Genomic DNA, 18,804 nt, shown 5'->3' with positions numbered 1-18,804 from the left:
TAATTACTTATATAATTAACATGGCATCGCCATAAGTATAGAATCTATATTTTTCTTTTACTGCTTCTTCGTAAGCTCTCATCATAAAATCATGACCAGCAAAAGCAGAAATCATCATCATTAATGTCGATTTTGGAGTATGGAAGTTTGTCACCATACAATTAGCGATACTAAAATCGTAAGGAGGGAAAATAAATTTATTTGTCCATCCACCAAATTCGTTTAAAGTTTGATTAGAAGAAACTGAACTTTCTAAAACGCGCATTACGGTAGTACCAACTGCACAAATTTTACGCTTTTCGTTTTTAGCTTTATTAATGGTATTTACAGCATCACCTTTTATAAATGCTTCTTCACTATCCATCTTATGTTTACTAAGATCTTCTACTTCAACTGGGCTAAAGGTCCCTAAACCTACGTGAAGAGTAACTTCAGCAAAATTAACGCCTTTAATTTCTAAACGTTTAAGTAGGTGCTTAGAAAAATGCAGTCCTGCCGTTGGTGCTGCAACAGCTCCTTCTTCTTTTGCATAAATAGTTTGATAGCGCTCCTGATCTTCAGGCTGCACATCTCTTTTTATATATTTAGGAAGCGGTGTTTCCCCAAGCTCTTTTAATTTTCTTCTGAAATCTTCGTAAGACCCATCGTAAAGAAAACGTAATGTTCTTCCTCTAGAAGTGGTATTATCGATTACCTCGGCAACTAAACTTTCGTCGTCTCCAAAATAAAGTTTATTCCCAATTCTAATTTTACGTGCAGGATCTACTAAAACATCCCACAGTTTAGTTTCAGGATTTAATTCTCTCAACAAGAAAACTTCAATTCTGGCACCGGTCTTTTCTTTGTTCCCATACAAACGAGCGGGAAAAACCTTTGTATTATTTAAAACCATCACATCTTCTGGCTCAAAATAACTAATAAGATCTTTAAATTGTTTGTGCTCTATAGTTTGCTCTTTTCGGTTAAGAACCATTAGGCGCGCTTCATCTCTATTTTCAGCCGGATACTCAGCAAGTAATTCTGGCGGAAGTTCGAAGTTGAAGTTTGAAAGTTTCATTCCCATATTTGAAATTTTAAAGGCTGCAAATATACAACCTCAAAACAGGGGTTGTCAAGTAATTGCGACATTATTTGAGAATTTAATTTAATTAAGCCTTTTCTACCACAAATTTTAAGCTTTCTAAATCATTATAAAAATCGGGATAACTCTTTGATACCACCATTGCATCGTCAATAATCACAGGAACTTTTAAAGCTATTGGTGCAAAAGCCATTGCCATGCGATGATCGTTGTAAGTTGCAATTTCAATATTTTCTTTTAAGCTTTTTGAAGGAAGTAATTCTAAATGATCTTTGGAGATTACAACTTCTCCACCCAATTTCTCTATTTCGTTTTTAAGCGCTACTAAACGGTCGGTTTCCTTGATTTTAAGCGTGTGTAATCCTGTAAGTTTACATCCCACTCCCAAGCCCAGACAAGTAACTGCTATAGTTTGTGCAATGTCTGGCGAATTTCTAAGATCTTCCGCGATACTTGCGGGCTTCGAACATTTCGATTTTTTAAGGGTAATGCTATTTTCACCGAAACTAGTTTTCACCCCAAACTGCTTATAAATTTTAGCCAAACAAGAATCTCCCTGTAAACTTTCTTCTCTATAATTCGATAAATTAATTTCAGCTTCTTCACATAAGGCAGCTATGCTATAAAAATAGGACGCTGAACTCCAATCTGATTCTACCGGAATAGTTTTAGGACTTAATGTTGAGCAAGCTTCAATTTTAATAGTATTCCCTTCAAAACTTCCCTGAATACCCGAACGCTGAAGCATCTCTAGCGTCATTAGGATATATGGTGCGCTGGTTACTTGGCCTTCAAGATTTATGGTTAATCCCTGCGGAAGTGAAGCCCCAATAAGCATTAATGCTGAAATATACTGGCTACTTATATTTGCCTGTAAACTAACCGAATTTGCCTGAAGTTTTTTACCTTGAATTCGAATTGGTGGATATCCTTCGTTTTTTTCGTAGGTAATTTCAGCTCCCATAGATCGAAGCGCTTCTACCAATAATTTTATTGGCCGCTCCTGCATACGCTTACTACCGGTTAAAACTGTCTCTCTACCTTCCTTAACAGCAAAATAAGCGGTAAGAAAACGCATGGCGGTACCTGCATGATGAATATCGACCTCAACTTCGTTAGAAGCCAAAGCCTTTTTCATTACCTGAGAGTCGTCACTATTCGAAAGATTTGTAATCTCAAGATTATTGAATAATGACTCTATAATTAGTAAGCGATTAGATTCACTTTTGGATCCTGTGATTTGCAGAGTTCCTTTTATATTTTTTTCTGAATGGTTTACTTTAAATTTCATAGAAAGTAAAGTTGATTATTTTTTTAGTTGGTCTTTATCTTTTCTGCGGAACTGCCCGTATGATACAATCATCCCATAAACAATCATTCCTACAATCTGACCTATAACAAAAGTAATCATTTTACCGTCTGCCATCTTCTCTTGATAGTAATCTTTAAAGGCAAATCCTCCATAATCGATAACCATCATCACAACATTATAAATTAAAACAAATAAAAAGCCCAAAATAGCTACAGACTTCCAGTATTTTTTACTGGACATAATTTCTTTAAACTTCATACTATTTCAGTTTTTCGTTATTATGATGTCTGTTATGATCTCGTTTGGTTTTAATATCTAACTTTTTATCAAAAGCTTCCTGAAGATCTACCCCTGTTTGGTTGGCAAGACATAAAACTACAAACATAACATCTGCAAGTTCCTCGCCAAGGTCTTTATTCTTATCGCTTTCTTTTTCGCTTTGTTCCCCATAACGACGCGCAATTATACGAGCTACTTCGCCAACTTCTTCAGTTAGCTGCGCCATATTGGTTAATTCGTTAAAATATCGTACCCCGTGTTCTTTAATCCAGGTATCAACGGCTTTTTGTGAGTTCTGTAGATTCATCGCTTTTTTCAATTTTAGACAAAACTATAGCTTCTGAATGTTTACTCACAATTTCATCGAAAAAGTTTTTTAGATGAGCATAATCTTCAGCTGGATAAATAGACTTATTTAAAAGGATTGAAGATTCTAATCTTAGGAAATTTGCGCTCTTATTAATTATAAACTTAAAAACAGCGCCGTCTTCGTTTATATTGACAATGGTACTTTCTGGCATAGATTCCAACTCATAGCCTTCTGGAACCATAAAATTGATTACCGAAACATAATTTACAGGAAAATCCATATATATAGGATACGTTCTCTCGTCTGCTTTGAAAGGATTTTCTTTTTCAGCTAAAAATAAAAGAGGGTTAAAATAAATATTATCTCCAATAACCTCTACGCCATGATTCAATTCAAATTGATAACTTTCTTTTATATCTGCCCCTACTTTCTTAACATTTTCTTTTTTAATATCGGTAATAACGATATCACCCTTATCTTCCTGTAAAAGTTGTTTATAATTTTCTTCGTCGACACCTTTGTATTTATCACGATAACTTTTTGCTACAAATTGACTATACATTCCTGTATACTTACCTTTGATTTTAAAATCTTCAGTAATCTTAATATTTATGAAATTTCTCTTTAAAGAACTGTAGTTAGGCAATAGAGAAACCCAGCCAGACTTACCATCATCTTTAATAATTCTACCCTGCCAGTTTCTAGCTCTCTCTGGTAACTGCCCTGGTGCTGCGTTAAGATCTGTCGCATCTAATAAAATTATTTGGCCATCGAAATCTACACTGGTAATTACATAATTAAAACCAGATCTTGTTGGAAAAACAGGTATTCCGTTACTTTTTGTGCTTACTAATACAGGGTCTGCATTCAAACCAGCGTATCTAAGCATCGCAGTAAGCAATAAATTTATATCGCCAGTATTTCCACTTCCGTCTTTATACGCTTTACGAATACCATTTTCCGCAATAAAACCTATATAGTCATTCCAAACCACTTTAGATTTCACAAAATTATAAATTGCGAAAATCTTATCTTGAAGTTTATCTATACCCTGCAACAAAGCTTCAAGATCATCTTTAAAAAAACTACTTTTTCTAAGCTCACTTGCAAAACCTCCTTCATCATAAATAGATTTAGCTACATCGTCCCAATTAGCACTAAAATATTCCATTGGAGTATCTGGAAATTTAGTATACTGCAACTCCCACTTAATACTTGCAGCATAATTGTCTAAATAATCGATATATACCTCTTCTTTCAACGCAGGAATGTTTTCCTCGGATATTTCATAAACCGTTTGCATATATTTAGTGGTCTGCGCATGCATATTGTATTGCTCATTATTTTTCTTTATTGGAAAAAATAGTGAAGAGAGTTGATTATAATGAGCCACAAAACCAAAAAATTCTGGTATTTCAATTTTCACATCCAGTTTCTTAGTTGGTATTCTAGCCTGCAATTCTGTCTCATCTAAAGAGGTTAAAAATGGAGATCTTTTTTCATATTGAAATTCTACCACGCTACCCGGCTTTAAAGAAGGCATTGTGAATTTCACTGATTCGCGATATTTAGACGTTTCCTCTTGGAAAATTTCATCCTTTCTCAATTTTTCTTCAACAAGTTTTCCATCTTGCAAATTATAAGTAAATCCTTTTAAACCGTAAATTTCTTCTTCATCATTACCGCTAATGTGTTTTGTTAAGTTCACAGTTGCCCAATCAAATCCATCTTCATTATAAATTTTTATACGATAGCGATATTTAGTTACTAACGATAGACCATTATTACTGTTATAGTCGTAGTACGTATATTGTTTTTTATAAAGATAAGCTGCATTAGCTTCTTTGTCTGAAGGATGTTCAGTCTCTGCAACTTCTTCTTCAGAAACTTTTCCAAATTTGTAATTCTGAGCCTGCATTGCGTTTCCTATGATTAGAAATGCAACTAAAAGATAAAATTTTGAGAGCATAATTATAGGTTTTAGCCGTTTTTAACCAAGACAGCTTTTTGATTACTTAAAATATTGATCTTATTTAAAAATTCTCTAAAATCACTAAATTGATTTGGAGACCACTTGCCTTCATTTATAGTTATAGATCGCTTAACCTGAAGAAGTCTGGGATCATCATCAGCAACCTCAACTGAAAAACTAAACTTGCCAAAATCGGTTTCAATATTTATAGCATCTGGTAAAGCTTCTATCGTATAGGCTTCTGGAATTTTAAAATCAAATTGATCTTTATTTGTAAAGCCCCGCAATATTTCTATAGGATACTTTCTATCTTCATCTCTAGTTACAGCATCAATTTCAGGCTGTATAAAATTTAATGGAAGTAAAATTCGGTTCCCAGCCGTGGTGTGAAATTTTTTACCACTAAAATCCAATTGTTCTGAAAAGCTAACTTGATCCTTGTTATTTTCAAAATTCAACGTATTGATATGAATACCAGGCAAATTCCCTAAAATCTCTTTATAGTATATATTTTTATCCTTTTCTTTTTGATTTTGAATATGATAGTTATTACCGTATGAAATCCCTTTACTCTCCCGCTTCACAGTTGCCGTGAAGGAATCTTCTGAAAGCTCGATTTTACAAAATGTCTCTTCAAGATTTTTTTGACATGTATATTGTGGTGTTTTTACAATTTCCCCACCTTCTTCCTTTATTAAAAGAACATGACGATTATCGGTAAAATCACCCAAATAGTTAAAAGGCATTGATTGGCTTGTACATTCTAACCAAACATCATCTTCTGCAATATTAGGAATATTTAAGATCACATGGTTTCCCTGCATCGATGCGAATCCCGGATCGATATCTTTTTGCTCGTTACCGGCGTAAACTACAGCGTAATTAGACTTAATACCCTGTGAAGATAGCAAAGCCTTTGTATAATTGGTTAAGCCTTTGCAATCGCCATATCCTACACGATCTACTTCGCTAGCCAAAATCGGTTCCCAACCACCTATACCAAGCTGTACGCTTATATAGCGGGTTTTACTTTGCATATATTCGTAAATCATCTTAGCTTTCTCGTAGTCATTGGCGGCATCCTTTACCAGTTCTGAAACTTCAGCAATAGTATTAGCATTAAGCTCATCTCTTCCTTTTAAAAGATTTTCAAATTGCCATTTCCCAAAAGTACTCCATTCACTTGCACTTCCCTCAACACCCATTAAGCTAAAATCATTTAAAGCAACCTTTACCATTGGTGCCATATTTGCAACTTTAGGACTGTAAGGTTCATAATTATAGGCTGGTATATTTTTAAAGGTGTATGTAAGCTCAAAATCACTTACTTTTTTTTCTACCTGAATGCTATCCAAATTTGTCTCTACGTAACGTATTGGTATATGATTTGGATTTTTCAATTCATATTTGCTTGAAGCGACACTTAAAAAGTAATTATTAATTGGCTGAAAAGCCTTTATAAAAACGGTAGTCGACATGCTTACTTCACTTTCGTAAACCACCGTATAGGGATAATCTGCAGGGGAATAATTAAGATAACTTACACGATTATCTGAGTATAAATTTGAAGAACCTACGGCGCTTTGATCTTTAAAATCACGCTGTTTAAATTGCTTAACCTCTTCCCCTAACTTATTTAAAACCAATGCATTTTGCTTTTTTATCTTTGCATCATTATCATCGTAAAAATCATAAGCTCTCACATAATCATCGCCATATTTATTCAAAACAGTGACCACTCTTTTTGTAGTAATGGTCATATCGTCTACATCTTCAATTTCGATGAGCACCTGTTCGTCCCTTAAAATAGCATTTGCATGCTCGGTAAGTTCATTTTTAAGTACGATACTTTGATAAGAATCTTGTGCAAAACACAATATTCCCGTGAAAAGCATTAAGCTGGAGAATAAAAATTTCATTACAAAAACTGATGGATTTCGTTTTGCAATATATCAAAATTTTAAGATATTTTAACTTTTATTTTTAGAATCTATTAAGATAGTTACGGGACCGTCGTTTAAAAGCTCTACCTGCATATCGGCACCAAACTCACCTGTACCGACCTTTTTACCCAGATGTCTTTCGAAAGTTTCGATAAATTCTTCGTAAAGCGGAATCGCAATATCTGGCTTTGCAGCTTTAATATAACTGGGACGATTTCCTTTCTTAGTACTGGCGTGTAGAGTAAACTGACTTACAATAATTGCATCCCCACTAACATCTATTAGCGAATTATTCATCACTCCGGTTTCATCATTAAAAATTCGCATATTTACGATCTTACGACACAGCCATTCTATATCCTCAGAAGTATCTTCTGCTTCAATACCAACTAATAATAAGAGTCCATTAGCTATTTCAGCATTTAATCGATTTTCGATGCTTACCGAAGCTTTTTTTACTCGTTGTAAAACTATTCTCATTTTTTGTATTGATCTACTCGATAAGGATCATCTTCTCCTTCAATAATTTGCAAATAACTTTTATAACGCGACCATGGTATTTCACCATTTTCCAAGGCATCTTTTACGGCGCATTTTGGTTCATTAAGGTGCAAACAATTATGAAATTTACAATCTTGTTTCAATTCAAAGAATTCTGGAAAATAATTGCCAAGCTCTTCTTTTTCGATATCTACCACTCCAAATCCTTTTATTCCCGGCGTATCTATTATTCGAGCATCAAAACTTAAATCAAACATTTCAGCAAAAGTAGTAGTATGCTGTCCTTGTTTATGTTGTTCTGAAATTTCTAAGGTTTTTAAATTTAAAGAAGGTTCTAAAGCATTTATCAACGTAGATTTACCAGTACCGCTATGGCCAGAGAACATCGAAGTTTTCCCTAACATCATTTCTTTTACTTTATCGACATTTTTCCCTGCTTTTGCTGAAATACCAACACACTCATAACCAATTTCTCGATACATTTTTGCGAGGAATTTAATCTCTAAAAGTTCGTCTTCGTTATACGTATCGATCTTATTAAACAACAACACCGCTTTTACATGATAAGCTTCAGCAGTAACCAGAAAACGATCGATAAACGTGGTAAATGTTGGTGGATTGTTTAAAGTCACCATCAGAAAAACCTGATCGATATTTGCAGCGATAATATGTGTTTGCTTAGAAAGATTTACAGATCGCCTGATAATATAATTATCGCGTTCACCAATCTTTTTAATAACCCCTTGAATTTCTTCTGAGTCTTTATCAATATCGATTTCTACCCTATCTCCTACTGCAACAGGATTGGTGCTTTTGATCCCTTTTATGCGGAATTTCCCTTTGATACGGCAGTTGTAAAACACACCATCATCTGCCTTTACCTGGTACCAACTTCCTGTAGATTTATAAACCGTTCCTTTCATTGAAGAAATTTGTTTATTAACAAATTTTTAAGATATATTAGCAGCCTCAATCTTTATTTTTAAAATGAAAAAAATAACATTAAAACTATTGCTTGCGCTTACTTTATTAGTAGGCGCAACCGTTGAAGCTCAAACTCATCTTTTTGAGCATCCAGATTTTGAAACTATTGCCAAAGACCATCAGTCTATTGCAATTATTCCATTTTCAGCAAAGGTAAGTCTTCGTCCTAAACAAATGAAAGAAATTACTGTAGAACAATTAAAAGAAATGGAAATTGGTGAAGGACATTCTATCCAAACCGCTATGTACTCTTGGTTTCTGAAAAGAAAAAAACGTGGAAAACTCTTAATTGACGTTCAAGATCCAAACAAGACCAATGCGATATTGAAGAAAAATGAAATAGACATGGGGATTACAACTCCAGAAGAACTTGCTCAGCTTTTGGATGTAGACGCTGTAATAACCGGTAAATTCGAAACCGACAAACCTATGTCTGAAGGCGCTTCTGTCGCTTTAGCGCTTCTTGTTGGATTTTGGGGAACAACGAACTCAGCTACCGTAAATATGAGTATAAACAACGCTGAAGATGGTGTTTTACTTTGGAATTACAATAAACGTGTTGTTGGAAGCTTAGGCAGCTCTAACGACCAGCTTATTAATAAACTAATGCGAAAAGCTTCAAGAAGATTGGCTTACACAAAGTAATCTTAAATATTAAATCCAAAATGAAAGGCTGTTCAGGTATTCTGAACAGCCTTCTTTATTTTTGGAAAATCAAGAAATCATTTAAATACTTAGCTATCTAAAATTGACTGCTGATGATTAATTGATTCCTGGTGAACAGCTTTAAATAACTTTAAGACAAACTCTTCACTTAAACCTACCTGCTCTCCTTCTAAAACCATTTTTCCTAAGATCTCGTTCCATCGCTTAGTTTGAAGAATAGCAACGTTTTGTGACTTTTTTACATGTCCGATTTCCTCAGAAATCTTCATACGTTTCGCTAAAAGCTCGATCAATTGATTATCTGCGATATCAATTTTAGTTCTTAGATTGCTTAATTTATTTTGAAAATCTTCACTTTCAGAAATCTCCTTTCTAATTTTTAGATCTTTCATGATCTGTACTAAAGTTTCCGGAGTAATTTGCTGTTTAGCGTCACTCCAAGCATTATCTGGATCCCAGTGAGTTTCTACCATTAATCCGTCGAAGTTAAGATCTAGCGCAGTTTGGCAAAGATCAAAAATAATATCACGACGCCCTGCGATGTGCGAAGGATCTAAAATTAAAGGAAGATCTGGGAATTTATTTTGTAATTCGATCGCAATTTGCCATTCTGGGTTATTACGGTATTTTGATTTTTCGTAGCTAGAGAAACCTCTGTGAATCACTCCAAGATTTTTAATATCTGCAGTATACATGCGCTCTACTGCACCAAGCCATAACGCTAAATCTGGGTTTACCGGATTCTTAATTAAAACAGGTTTATCTGTTCCTTTAAGGGCATCTGCAATTTCTTGGATCATAAAAGGAGAAACTGTAGTTCTTGCTCCAATCCAAAGAATATCTACATCGTGTTTTAAAGCCAACTCTACGTGATGCGGATTTGCCACCTCTGTAGTAGTTAACATCCCGGTTTCTTCTTTGGCTTTTTGTAACCATTTTAAACCTAAAGCTCCTACGCCTTCAAAATTCCCGGGTCTTGTTCTAGGTTTCCAGATTCCGGCGCGTAAAACTGTAGCATCTGTATCTTTTAATTGGTGAGCAATTTTTAATACCTGCTCCTCAGTTTCTGCACTACATGGTCCAGCGATTACCAATGGATGATCTAATCCAAATGCATCTAACCAGTTTCTTAATTCCTTCTTGTTTTCCATGATTATAAATTTTAGCTAATTCCGTTTAAAATTGATTTTATATGATTTGTACGTTCCATTTCGTTATACACTTCACCAAACTCGTCGTTGGCGATTAAGTCTCTAAAAGAACTTAAATTCTGAATATATTCATTTAAGGTTTCCAGTACATTTTCTTTGTTCTGCTGAAAAATTGGTGACCACATTGCCGGCGAACTTTTTGCTAATCTTACTGTCGAAGCAAATCCACTTCCCGCAAGGTCAAAAATGTCACGTTCATTTTTCTCTTTTTCAAGCACTGTTTTTCCCAGCATAAAAGAACTGATATGCGATAAATGAGATACATAAGCAATATGCCGATCGTGAGACTCAGGATCCATATATCGAATACGCATTCCTATTTTCCTAAAGATCTCCATGCCTCGCTCCTGAAGTTTAAAAGCTGTCTTTTCTACTTCACATACGATATTGGTCTTTTCTTTATATAAATCTTTTATAGCTGCTGAAGGACCAGAAAACTCGGTTCCCGCAATAGGATGAGCAGATAAATAATTTCTGCGCTTGGGATGATCTTTTACCGCTTCACATAATTTGAATTTTGTGGAACCGGCATCGATCACTAAAGTATTGTCGCCTGCATGATCTAAAGCTTCTTTTAAAACTTGTATGCTAATATCTACCGGAACCGCTACAATGGCAACATCACTATCTGCAAGATCTTCCATGGTTCCTGCCTTATCGATAAAACCGATCTCTAAAGCTTCATTAACATGGGCTTCACTCTTATCGATACCAAAAATCGTACTTTCAGGAAAGGATTCTTTAATCGCTAAAGCGAACGAACCACCAATAAGACCTACTCCAATTACACTTACTTTCATCTTTTGATTCGTTTTATAGCTTCATCAACATTTTTTTCGTCTGTACACAATGAAAAACGAATATAGCCTTCGCCCATATCACCAAAAATGAAACCTGGTGCAGTAAAAATGCTATGCTCATGCAGCAGATTATCTACAAATTCTTCAGATGATTTTCCTTCGGGCACTTTACACCAAATAAACATTCCTGCCTGTTCTTTACCCGGTGTGCACTCTAAAGCTTCAGCTAATTCTAATATTTTAGCTCTTCTGCTTTTATAAACCTCGTTCATAGAATCGAACCAGTTTTTATCTAATTGTAATGCTGCAGTAGCGCCAGCCTGCACAGGATAAAACATTCCACTATCCATATTGGTTTTTACCTTTAAAACAGTGTCGATATTTTTAGCGCTTCCACACAACATTCCTACACGCCAACCTGCCATATTAAAGCTTTTACTTAAGCTGTTCAGCTCTAGCGCTACTTCCTTGGCACCTTCAGTCTTTAAAATACTTTTAGGGTTCTCATTCAGGATAAAACTATATGGATTATCATTAACAATAAGTATCTGATGTTTTTTTCCAAAAGCAACCAATTGCTCAAAAACTTCATCTGTAGCCGATGCTCCGGTTGGCATATGCGGATAATTAACCCACATGATCTTCACTTTACTTAAATCTTTTTGCTCTAATTCATCAAAATTTGGCAACCAGTTTCCTTCTTCATTTAGATCATAAAAAATGGCCTTTGCACCAACTAATTTTGAGACCGAAGTATATGTAGGATACCCTGGATTTGGAATTAAAACCTCATCTCCTTCATTTAAATAAGCCATAGAAATATGCAAAATCCCTTCCTTGCTTCCCATTAATGGAATCACCTCAGACTCTGCATCTAATGATACCTGATAATACTTACGATAGAACCCGGCAATCGCATTCCTAAAATCAGCAGTTCCTTTATAAGGCTGATATTGATGCGCACCATTTTGAGTTAATCCTTCATTTAAGGCGGCAATCACCTGTGGCGGTGGCGGTAAATCTGGACTACCAATTCCTAAATTGATAATGGGTTTACCTGCGGCCTGCAAGGCACGAACTTCTCTTAATTTTGAAGAGAAATAGTACTCTTTTACATGTTCTAACCTATTGGCTGGTATCATTATTAAACGTTGTTTTTATATGTTCCAAAAATTCTTAATTGCTCGGTCATCATTCCCAAAACTTCCATAGCTTTAGAAAATCGCTCGTAATCATCGAAAGTGATATCTATAAAAAAGCTGTATTTCCAGGGAGTTTCGATAATTGGCATACTTTGGATCTTGGTCATGTTAAGATCAAAATCACGCATAATATTTAATACTGAAACTAAACTCCCGGTACGGCTTTCTAACTCAAACTTCAAAGAAGCTTTGTCTATTTTCTCTCCGTTAGGCTCTTTTTTAGTTTTACTGATAATTAAAAATCGAGTAGAATTACTCTTTTTTGTATGAATGTCTGAAGCCAAAATATCCAGTCCAAAAATTGAAGCCGCTGCAGTGCTGGCAACAGCCGCTACATGCTTTGATTGCTTTTCTGAAATTCTTCTGGCAACCTCTGCAGTATCTGTATCTTCTATTAATTTAATATTGGGATATTTTTTGAAGAATTCTTTACACTGCAATAAAGCCATTGGGTGAGAATATACTTTTTTGATCTGGTCGATCTGCTGTCCTTTTAAAGCCATCATATTCATAGCGATTGGGATATAATGTTCACCAACCACATGCAGATCATTCTCGTCGATCAATGCATAATTAGGAAGAATTGATCCTGCTATAGAATTCTCGATCGCCATCACAATTTCTTGGGTTTCTCCGGCAACCAGACTTCTTACCAGTTCCTGAAAAGACATACATTCCAAAATCGCTACATCCTCACCATAATATTGCTGAGCAACCAAGTGATGGAAAGATCCCTGAATTCCCTGTATTCCTATGACTTTATTCATTCAAAATTTGATATAAAAAAAAGTCCCGATTTTTAGATCGAGACTTTTATATAATATTGTTTGCTTAATTACATACCATTCCCGATCTCTATTCCTTAAAAAAGAAATAAAAATAAAAGAATGCGTTCCAAGTAAATAAGTTGTTCATCTGTTCTTTATTACGCTGACTAAAGTATAATTATATTTTAATATTAAAAACCATTTTTATATTTTTTTTGAGATAATCTTACTTTTTACGAATCTTTTTATATTTCAGTTTTTTCAGAAGAAATCTTGCAGCGAATACAATTTTAACCAGGGTGTTTTTAAATAATAAATATTAAAACCAAAAAATCAGTTTTAATAAAGTGTACGTTAATACTCTAAACCTGTTTTTACTGCGCCAATTTTATGCTTACTTTTGGCCTAAAGCTTCCAACATGTCGATTTCAGTAGAAAAAATATCAAAATTTTATGGGGATCAAAAAGCCCTTAACCAGGTTTCCTTTTCTATTGAAAAAGGTGAAATTGTTGGTTTTCTTGGTCCAAACGGTGCCGGTAAATCTACACTCATGAAAATTCTTACCGGATATCTTAAAGCATCGGAAGGTAAAGCGACTGTGAGTGGCTTTTCGGTAGAGCATCAGCTTCACGAGCTACAAAAAAGTATTGGCTACCTACCAGAACATAATCCTTTATATACTGAAATGTACATACGGGAATATTTGGGCTTTAATGCGAAAGTTTACGGAATCAGAAAAGAACGTATAGAACAGGTGATTAAATTAACCAATCTTGCTCCCGAAGCTAATAAAAAAATCGATCAGCTTTCTAAAGGTTATCGCCAGCGAGTTGGTTTGGCAGCGGCTTTATTGCACGATCCACAAGTTTTAATTTTAGATGAACCAACCACAGGACTGGATCCTAACCAGCTTGTAGAAATTCGTAGTCTGATAAAAAATATCGCCAAAAACAAAACGATTTTTCTTTCTACTCATATTATGCAAGAAGTTGAAGCGCTTTGTGATCGCGTGATCATTATTAATCATGGCAAAATTATCGCCAACCAAAAACTAACCGATCTTCGTAAAGGCCAGGAACAAATTATCGAAGTTGAATTTGATTATCGTATTGAAATGGTGGCGCTGCAAAAACTTCCGCATCTAAAGCAAGTAAAAAACCCTGCTGGTTTTGTTTACGAACTTACTTTCACCACAACAGAAGATATGCGCCCGGCGGTTTTTGATTTTGCGCATGATAATGGACTAAAAACGCTTCAGCTTAATCAAAAAACTAAAAATCTGGAGAGCTTGTTTACTGAATTAACACAGCAACCTAAAATTTAAGATTCGTTGTTTCTCACAACAATTTTTTTCTTAGGCATATCAAAAGTAATTACCTCGCCAATCCAGTTGATTCCCATTATACCTTCATGAATTAAACCGTCGATAAATGTTACTTGAAAATCGGTTTTTTCAGCATTCATTTTTAAATCTCCAAAACTGCCGATTTCAGCTCTATAATATTGATTTCCTTGTTCTGGTTTAAAGGAACTTGGAATATATTTGCTTTCTACCTTTGTAGAATCAATTCCTAAAGCTTCCATGTACCTTGAATTAAATCGAAAAACATCAAAACCGGCACCACTATCTAAACCAACATGTAGTTTTAAAGAATCGATTTTTACCATTGTCCCGATGCTGACTTTTATGTTTCGATCGTTATTAATCTCCAGCGGCATTTCGAAATCCTGATTTTTTTCTCGCTGTTGAAGTGACTTTTTAGATTCGACAATCAATTTCTTTTCAACAAAATCAATCGTAAAAGCTTTTTGCCGAAGTGGTGTTAACGAAATTAAACCGTCTAATGGAAAATCGATATCATAAACTGCAAATTGCTCATTTTTAACATTGAAGTCTCCAATTTCTAAACGTTCTGAATCATATAAATCGGTAGTAATCGCTTCTCCTGTAGCTCGATGGCCGGTATAAAAATGATTCGTTTTTTTAAGATTATCGATTTTATCGGCAAAATCTTTAGTCAGCAAATTCAAACCGGCACCGGTATCAAATACAAAATTTCCGGTCACGCCGTTTACGCTTGCTTTAATCATAATATGCCCATTCGGACTCAATTTAAACGGAATTTCAATCTTTTCTTCCGAATAATTCTGTGCAAAAAACACACTTGAAATCAATAAAAACGTAACTACTAAAACTGCTTTCTTCATAATATCCTCTTTCTTATAACACGACTCAGCAGCAGATTTGTTACAAAAAAGCCTCATAATGTATCGAATATGAGGCTTTAAGTATGTAAAATATAAGATGAGACCCTGAAACAAGTTCAGGGTGACGTAATCTTTTAATAATAAAATAAAGATGCTATTTCCAATCTATTTCTTTTCTGAAAGTTTTAAAATATCACCAAACACACCACGAGCGGTTACCGCGGCGCCAGCTCCGGCGCCCTGAATAACGATTGGGCGATCACCATACGATTCTGTATAAATTTCAAAAATCGAATCGGCTCCTTTTACTTGCCCTAAACTACTTTCATCGGGTACAGAGACCAATTTAACTTCTAACTCTCCTTTGTCTTGCTGTAAATCTCCCGATAAATCACCAATATATCGCAGTACATGATTTGGCTCTTGCTCTTCTTTTATTTTTTGATACGTAGCATCTAATTCTTCCAGTCTCGACACAAAAGTTTTTACATCGCCACCTCTCAGATCTTCCGGCACCAAATTATTTATTTTCACATCACTGAATTCATTTTTCAGCTCTAATTCCCTAGCCAAAATCAGTAATTTACGGCCAACATCATTTCCGTTTAAATCTTCACGCGGATCGGGTTCGGTAAATCCTTTATCGATCGCTTCTTTTAAAACACTGCTAAATTTCCGATCTCCCGCAGAAAAAGTATTGAATAAATAACTTAATGTTCCTGAAAACACCCCACGAATCCGGGTAATATTTTCTCCGGAAAGGTGTAAGATCCTTATCGTATCGATTAACGGTAACCCGGCACCAACATTGGTTTCATATAAATACTGCTTCTGATTTTTCTCTAAATTCTCACGTAATGCGGAATAAAAATCGAAACTTAATGTATTTGCAATTTTATTTGAAGAAACCAGATCAAAACCATGGTCTACCAGCTTGTTATAATTTTGCACAAAATCTTCGCTCGCTGTATTATCGACTGCGATCAGGTTTTCTAAATGAAATAATTTGGTGTAATTAATCACTTCATCTAAAGAAGCTTCCTGCTCTGTGTTTTCTAGCTGAGTTTTCCAATCTTCGCCAATTCCGGTAGCATGAAGCAATAGTTTTCTGGAATTAGATACGGCAAAAATATTCAGTTTTACATTTTTTCGTTCTTCTATTGAAGCAGCCGAATTTAAAATCTGATCGATCAACGTTCCGCCAACCGTACCATGACCAAAAATCGCAATATTGATTTTTTTACAAATCTCAAAGATTTCACCATGAATCACATTTAGCGCTTTGTTCAGCTGTGATTTTTTCACCACTAAACTCACGTTTTTCCCGGTTACGGTATTATTGAAAAGCAACGGAACAATTTGGTTTCTAATTAAAGCATCGTAAGGTTTATGGAATGTACTTAAATCTTGCCCAACTATTGAAATCACAGAAACATCATCAACTACCGAAATTTTATTGACATCTTTCGAGTAAAAATCACTTTCAAATTCACGCTCTAAAGCTTTAACCGCACGAACCGCATTTTCAGCGTCTACCACCAAACCAATTCCACGTTCCGAAGAACCCTGCGAAATAATACTCACACTTATTTGTGCATCACCAAGTGCACGGAAAATTCTTGCATCGACACCCGATTTTCCTAACAGACCACGACCTTCTAAATTCAGCAATGCCGTATGCTCCAAAACCGAAAGGGATTTCATGCCTTCTTTATTCGGCTTTGCGGTAATCAAAGTTCCCTGATTATCGTTATTGAAGGTATTCAGGATACGAAGCGGTATATTCTTTTCGATTAACGGAATAATAGTTTTGGCGTGTAAAATTGTCGCTCCAAAATTCGCAAGCTCGTTCGCTTCGTTATAAGAAAGTTGATCAATTCGTTGTGCACTCGGTACTAAATCTGGGTTTGCCGTATAAATTCCGTCTACATGCGTATAATTTTGCAATTCTTCCGCATCCAAATAATTAGCAATTAACGAAGCGGTATAATTACTTCCATTTCTACCTAAAGTAGTGGTTTCATTTTTAGCATTCGATCCTATAAAACCAGTAACGATATTTACTGTTTTTCCATTAAATTCTTCAAAATGCGCTAAAACATTTTCTTTTGAAAGTGCTTCCAACGGCTGTGCATTTCCAAAAACATCATCAGTTTTAATAAGCTGGCGGCTATCCGTAAAATTAGCTTTGTAACCTCGTTGCTTTAGAATTTCAGAAATTAATTTAGCCGACATTAATTCGCCTTGAGAAAGTAATTGATCTTTAATTTTCGGGCTATAATCACCAAGCAAGCGAACACCTTCCAATAGCTTCTCGATATTTTTAAATTCTTCGGAAAAATCTACAAAATCATATTCTGAGATTTGGTAGGCTTTGAATTTATTGAAAGCCGAAGCAAAATCATCGTTTTCTGATGCTTTTTCTAATAAATTTTCAAGCTGATCGGTGGTTTTTCCTCGTGCTGAAACTACTACCGCAATACGTTCTTCATTTTTGATTTTTTCTTCAATAATTTCTAAAACCGTATTTATACCTTCTCCGTTGGCTAGAGATTTTCCGCCAAACTTTACTACCTTCATTTTATTTGCTTTTTGAAAAATGCCTGCAATTATATTTTCCAGTTGTTTAAATTCAATTAAAAATGCATCGTGACCGTGCAGGGAATGAATTTCGCCATACGTCACTTTATTGCTGCTTTGAGCTAGCTGTTTGTAAGTTTCTCGATTTTCTTCCGCAGTAAAAAATAGATCTGAATCGACCCCGATAATGCAAATATTGGCCTTGATACTTTCTAAAACCTTATCTAGCTCTGGCCTGCCACGAGAAACATCGATTGTTTTTAAAAGCTGATTCATTAATTTATACGCACCTACCTGAAACCGCTCCTGAAGTTTAGCACCATGGTGCAACAACCAGCTTTCTACATTAAAAACCTGAAGTTCTTCATTGGTGGTTCTTTTAAAACGAGATTTAAAAGACTCGGGCGTGCGATAACACAACATGGCGTGCATACGCGCATCGTGTACCGGATTTTTAGAATTATTTAAAAATAGCTCTTGAATTTGGCAATTTGCGATTAGCCAGTCGGTCGATTTCCAATCGGTTGCTACAGTAATTAAATTATCGGTGATCTCCGGACTCAATGCTGCCATTTCCCAGGCGATGCCACCACCCAGCGAACCACCAACCAATGCAAAAAGATGATCGATTTTTAACGAATCTAAGCCTAAAAGAAAGATTTTGGCCATATCTCTGGCTACAAAATCTTTATAGTTCTCGATCAGAATTCCGTCGTAACCATTACCGGGTACATTAAACGCCAAAATGGTATATTTATCGGTATCGATACACTTTTCTGGGCCTACAACATCTTTCCACCAACCGGTTTCTCCGGCAACTTCAGAATTTCCTGTAAGGGCATGATTTATCATCACGATAGGCGCCGAATGTAATGGTTGGCCAAATACATGATACGACAAGGTGATATCTTGAGTTACGCCACTTAACGTGGTAAAATTATGAAGTTGTATTTGTAATAAATCTTGTTTCAACTTTTCTATTTTTTA

The 18,804-nt window shown here is 35.2% G+C and carries 16 protein-coding genes; 2 read left to right on the top strand and 14 right to left on the bottom strand.

Features of this window, described 5'->3' with window-relative positions:
- Positions 1–7 precede the first annotated feature (7 nt).
- From queA to rsgA, 8 genes are all read right to left on the bottom strand, one after another.
- Entirely contained in the window at positions 8–1,057 is a 1,050-nt protein-coding gene (gene queA, locus PBT89_RS03615; protein WP_270061472.1) for a tRNA preQ1(34) S-adenosylmethionine ribosyltransferase-isomerase QueA, read from the bottom strand.
- A gap of 91 nt (positions 1,058–1,148) precedes the next feature.
- Positions 1,149–2,372: a 3-phosphoshikimate 1-carboxyvinyltransferase gene (gene aroA / locus PBT89_RS03610; protein ID WP_270063430.1), complete on the bottom strand. Its 1,224-nt coding sequence runs from the start codon at positions 2,370–2,372 to the stop codon at positions 1,149–1,151.
- A gap of 15 nt (positions 2,373–2,387) precedes the next feature.
- Complete coding sequence (locus tag PBT89_RS03605; RefSeq protein WP_270059066.1) at positions 2,388–2,651, bottom strand: hypothetical protein; 264 nt, start codon at positions 2,649–2,651, stop codon at positions 2,388–2,390.
- A gap of 1 nt (position 2,652) precedes the next feature.
- Entirely contained in the window at positions 2,653–2,979 is a 327-nt protein-coding gene (locus PBT89_RS03600) for a nucleotide pyrophosphohydrolase (protein WP_270063429.1), read from the bottom strand.
- Entirely contained in the window at positions 2,948–4,951 is a 2,004-nt protein-coding gene (locus tag PBT89_RS03595) for a DUF3857 domain-containing protein (RefSeq protein ID WP_270063428.1), read from the bottom strand. Before PBT89_RS03595 ends, PBT89_RS03600 begins: the two co-directional genes overlap by 32 nt.
- Before the next feature lie 11 nt (positions 4,952–4,962).
- Positions 4,963–6,873, bottom strand: coding sequence for a DUF3857 domain-containing protein (locus PBT89_RS03590; RefSeq protein ID WP_270063427.1), 1,911 nt, complete (start codon positions 6,871–6,873; stop codon positions 4,963–4,965).
- Between the two features lie 51 nt (positions 6,874–6,924).
- Positions 6,925–7,377: a D-aminoacyl-tRNA deacylase gene (gene dtd, locus PBT89_RS03585; RefSeq protein ID WP_270063426.1), complete on the bottom strand. Its 453-nt coding sequence runs from the start codon at positions 7,375–7,377 to the stop codon at positions 6,925–6,927.
- On the bottom strand, positions 7,374–8,321 hold the full coding sequence (gene rsgA / locus PBT89_RS03580) for a ribosome small subunit-dependent GTPase A (protein ID WP_270063425.1): 948 nt from the start codon (positions 8,319–8,321) through the stop codon (positions 7,374–7,376). The genes dtd and rsgA overlap by 4 nt, the downstream gene beginning before the upstream one ends.
- 64 nt (positions 8,322–8,385) lie before the next feature.
- On the opposite strand from rsgA, the gene PBT89_RS03575 reads away from it, so the two are divergent.
- Positions 8,386–9,027 carry a hypothetical protein gene (locus PBT89_RS03575; RefSeq protein WP_270063424.1) on the top strand — a complete coding sequence of 214 codons (642 nt, stop codon included), beginning with the start codon at positions 8,386–8,388 and terminating at the stop codon, positions 9,025–9,027.
- Positions 9,028–9,116: 89 nt separating this feature from the next.
- On the opposite strand, the gene PBT89_RS03570 is transcribed toward PBT89_RS03575, so the two are convergent.
- Genes PBT89_RS03570 through PBT89_RS03555 form a run of 4 tightly spaced genes read right to left on the bottom strand, consistent with a single transcriptional unit; the run spans position 9,117 to position 13,028 of the window.
- The gene (locus PBT89_RS03570) at positions 9,117–10,199 is read right to left on the bottom strand and encodes a bifunctional 3-deoxy-7-phosphoheptulonate synthase/chorismate mutase type II (protein WP_270063423.1); all 1,083 of its coding nucleotides are present in this window, start codon (positions 10,197–10,199) and stop codon (positions 9,117–9,119) included.
- Between the two features lie 11 nt (positions 10,200–10,210).
- Positions 10,211–11,059: a prephenate dehydrogenase gene (locus PBT89_RS03565; RefSeq protein WP_270063422.1), complete on the bottom strand. Its 849-nt coding sequence runs from the start codon at positions 11,057–11,059 to the stop codon at positions 10,211–10,213.
- Entirely contained in the window at positions 11,056–12,201 is a 1,146-nt protein-coding gene (locus tag PBT89_RS03560; RefSeq protein WP_270063421.1) for a pyridoxal phosphate-dependent aminotransferase, read from the bottom strand. Before PBT89_RS03560 ends, PBT89_RS03565 begins: the two co-directional genes overlap by 4 nt.
- Before the next feature lie 2 nt (positions 12,202–12,203).
- A complete protein-coding gene (locus PBT89_RS03555; protein ID WP_270063420.1) occupies positions 12,204–13,028 on the bottom strand; it encodes a prephenate dehydratase in 825 nt (274 codons plus the stop codon).
- 419 nt (positions 13,029–13,447) lie between these two features.
- On the opposite strand from PBT89_RS03555, the gene gldA reads away from it, so the two are divergent.
- Positions 13,448–14,353 carry a gliding motility-associated ABC transporter ATP-binding subunit GldA gene (gldA, locus tag PBT89_RS03550; protein WP_270063419.1) on the top strand — a complete coding sequence of 302 codons (906 nt, stop codon included), beginning with the start codon at positions 13,448–13,450 and terminating at the stop codon, positions 14,351–14,353.
- Here the strand turns inward: gldA and PBT89_RS03545 are convergent.
- Both PBT89_RS03545 and thrA read right to left on the bottom strand, forming a co-directional pair.
- Positions 14,350–15,237 carry a retropepsin-like aspartic protease gene (locus tag PBT89_RS03545; protein ID WP_270063418.1) on the bottom strand — a complete coding sequence of 296 codons (888 nt, stop codon included), beginning with the start codon at positions 15,235–15,237 and terminating at the stop codon, positions 14,350–14,352. The genes gldA and PBT89_RS03545 overlap by 4 nt on opposite strands.
- A gap of 165 nt (positions 15,238–15,402) precedes the next feature.
- Positions 15,403–18,789 carry a bifunctional aspartate kinase/homoserine dehydrogenase I gene (gene thrA / locus PBT89_RS03540; protein ID WP_443089605.1) on the bottom strand — a complete coding sequence of 1,129 codons (3,387 nt, stop codon included), beginning with the start codon at positions 18,787–18,789 and terminating at the stop codon, positions 15,403–15,405.
- Positions 18,790–18,804: the final 15 nt, after the last annotated feature.

The organism is Zunongwangia sp. HRR-M8, from assembly GCF_027594405.1.
In the GTDB taxonomy this organism is placed as follows: domain Bacteria; phylum Bacteroidota; class Bacteroidia; order Flavobacteriales; family Flavobacteriaceae; genus Zunongwangia.
Note: the sequence above shows the minus strand (reverse complement) of the source record. Positions and strands in the feature narration are given on the sequence as shown.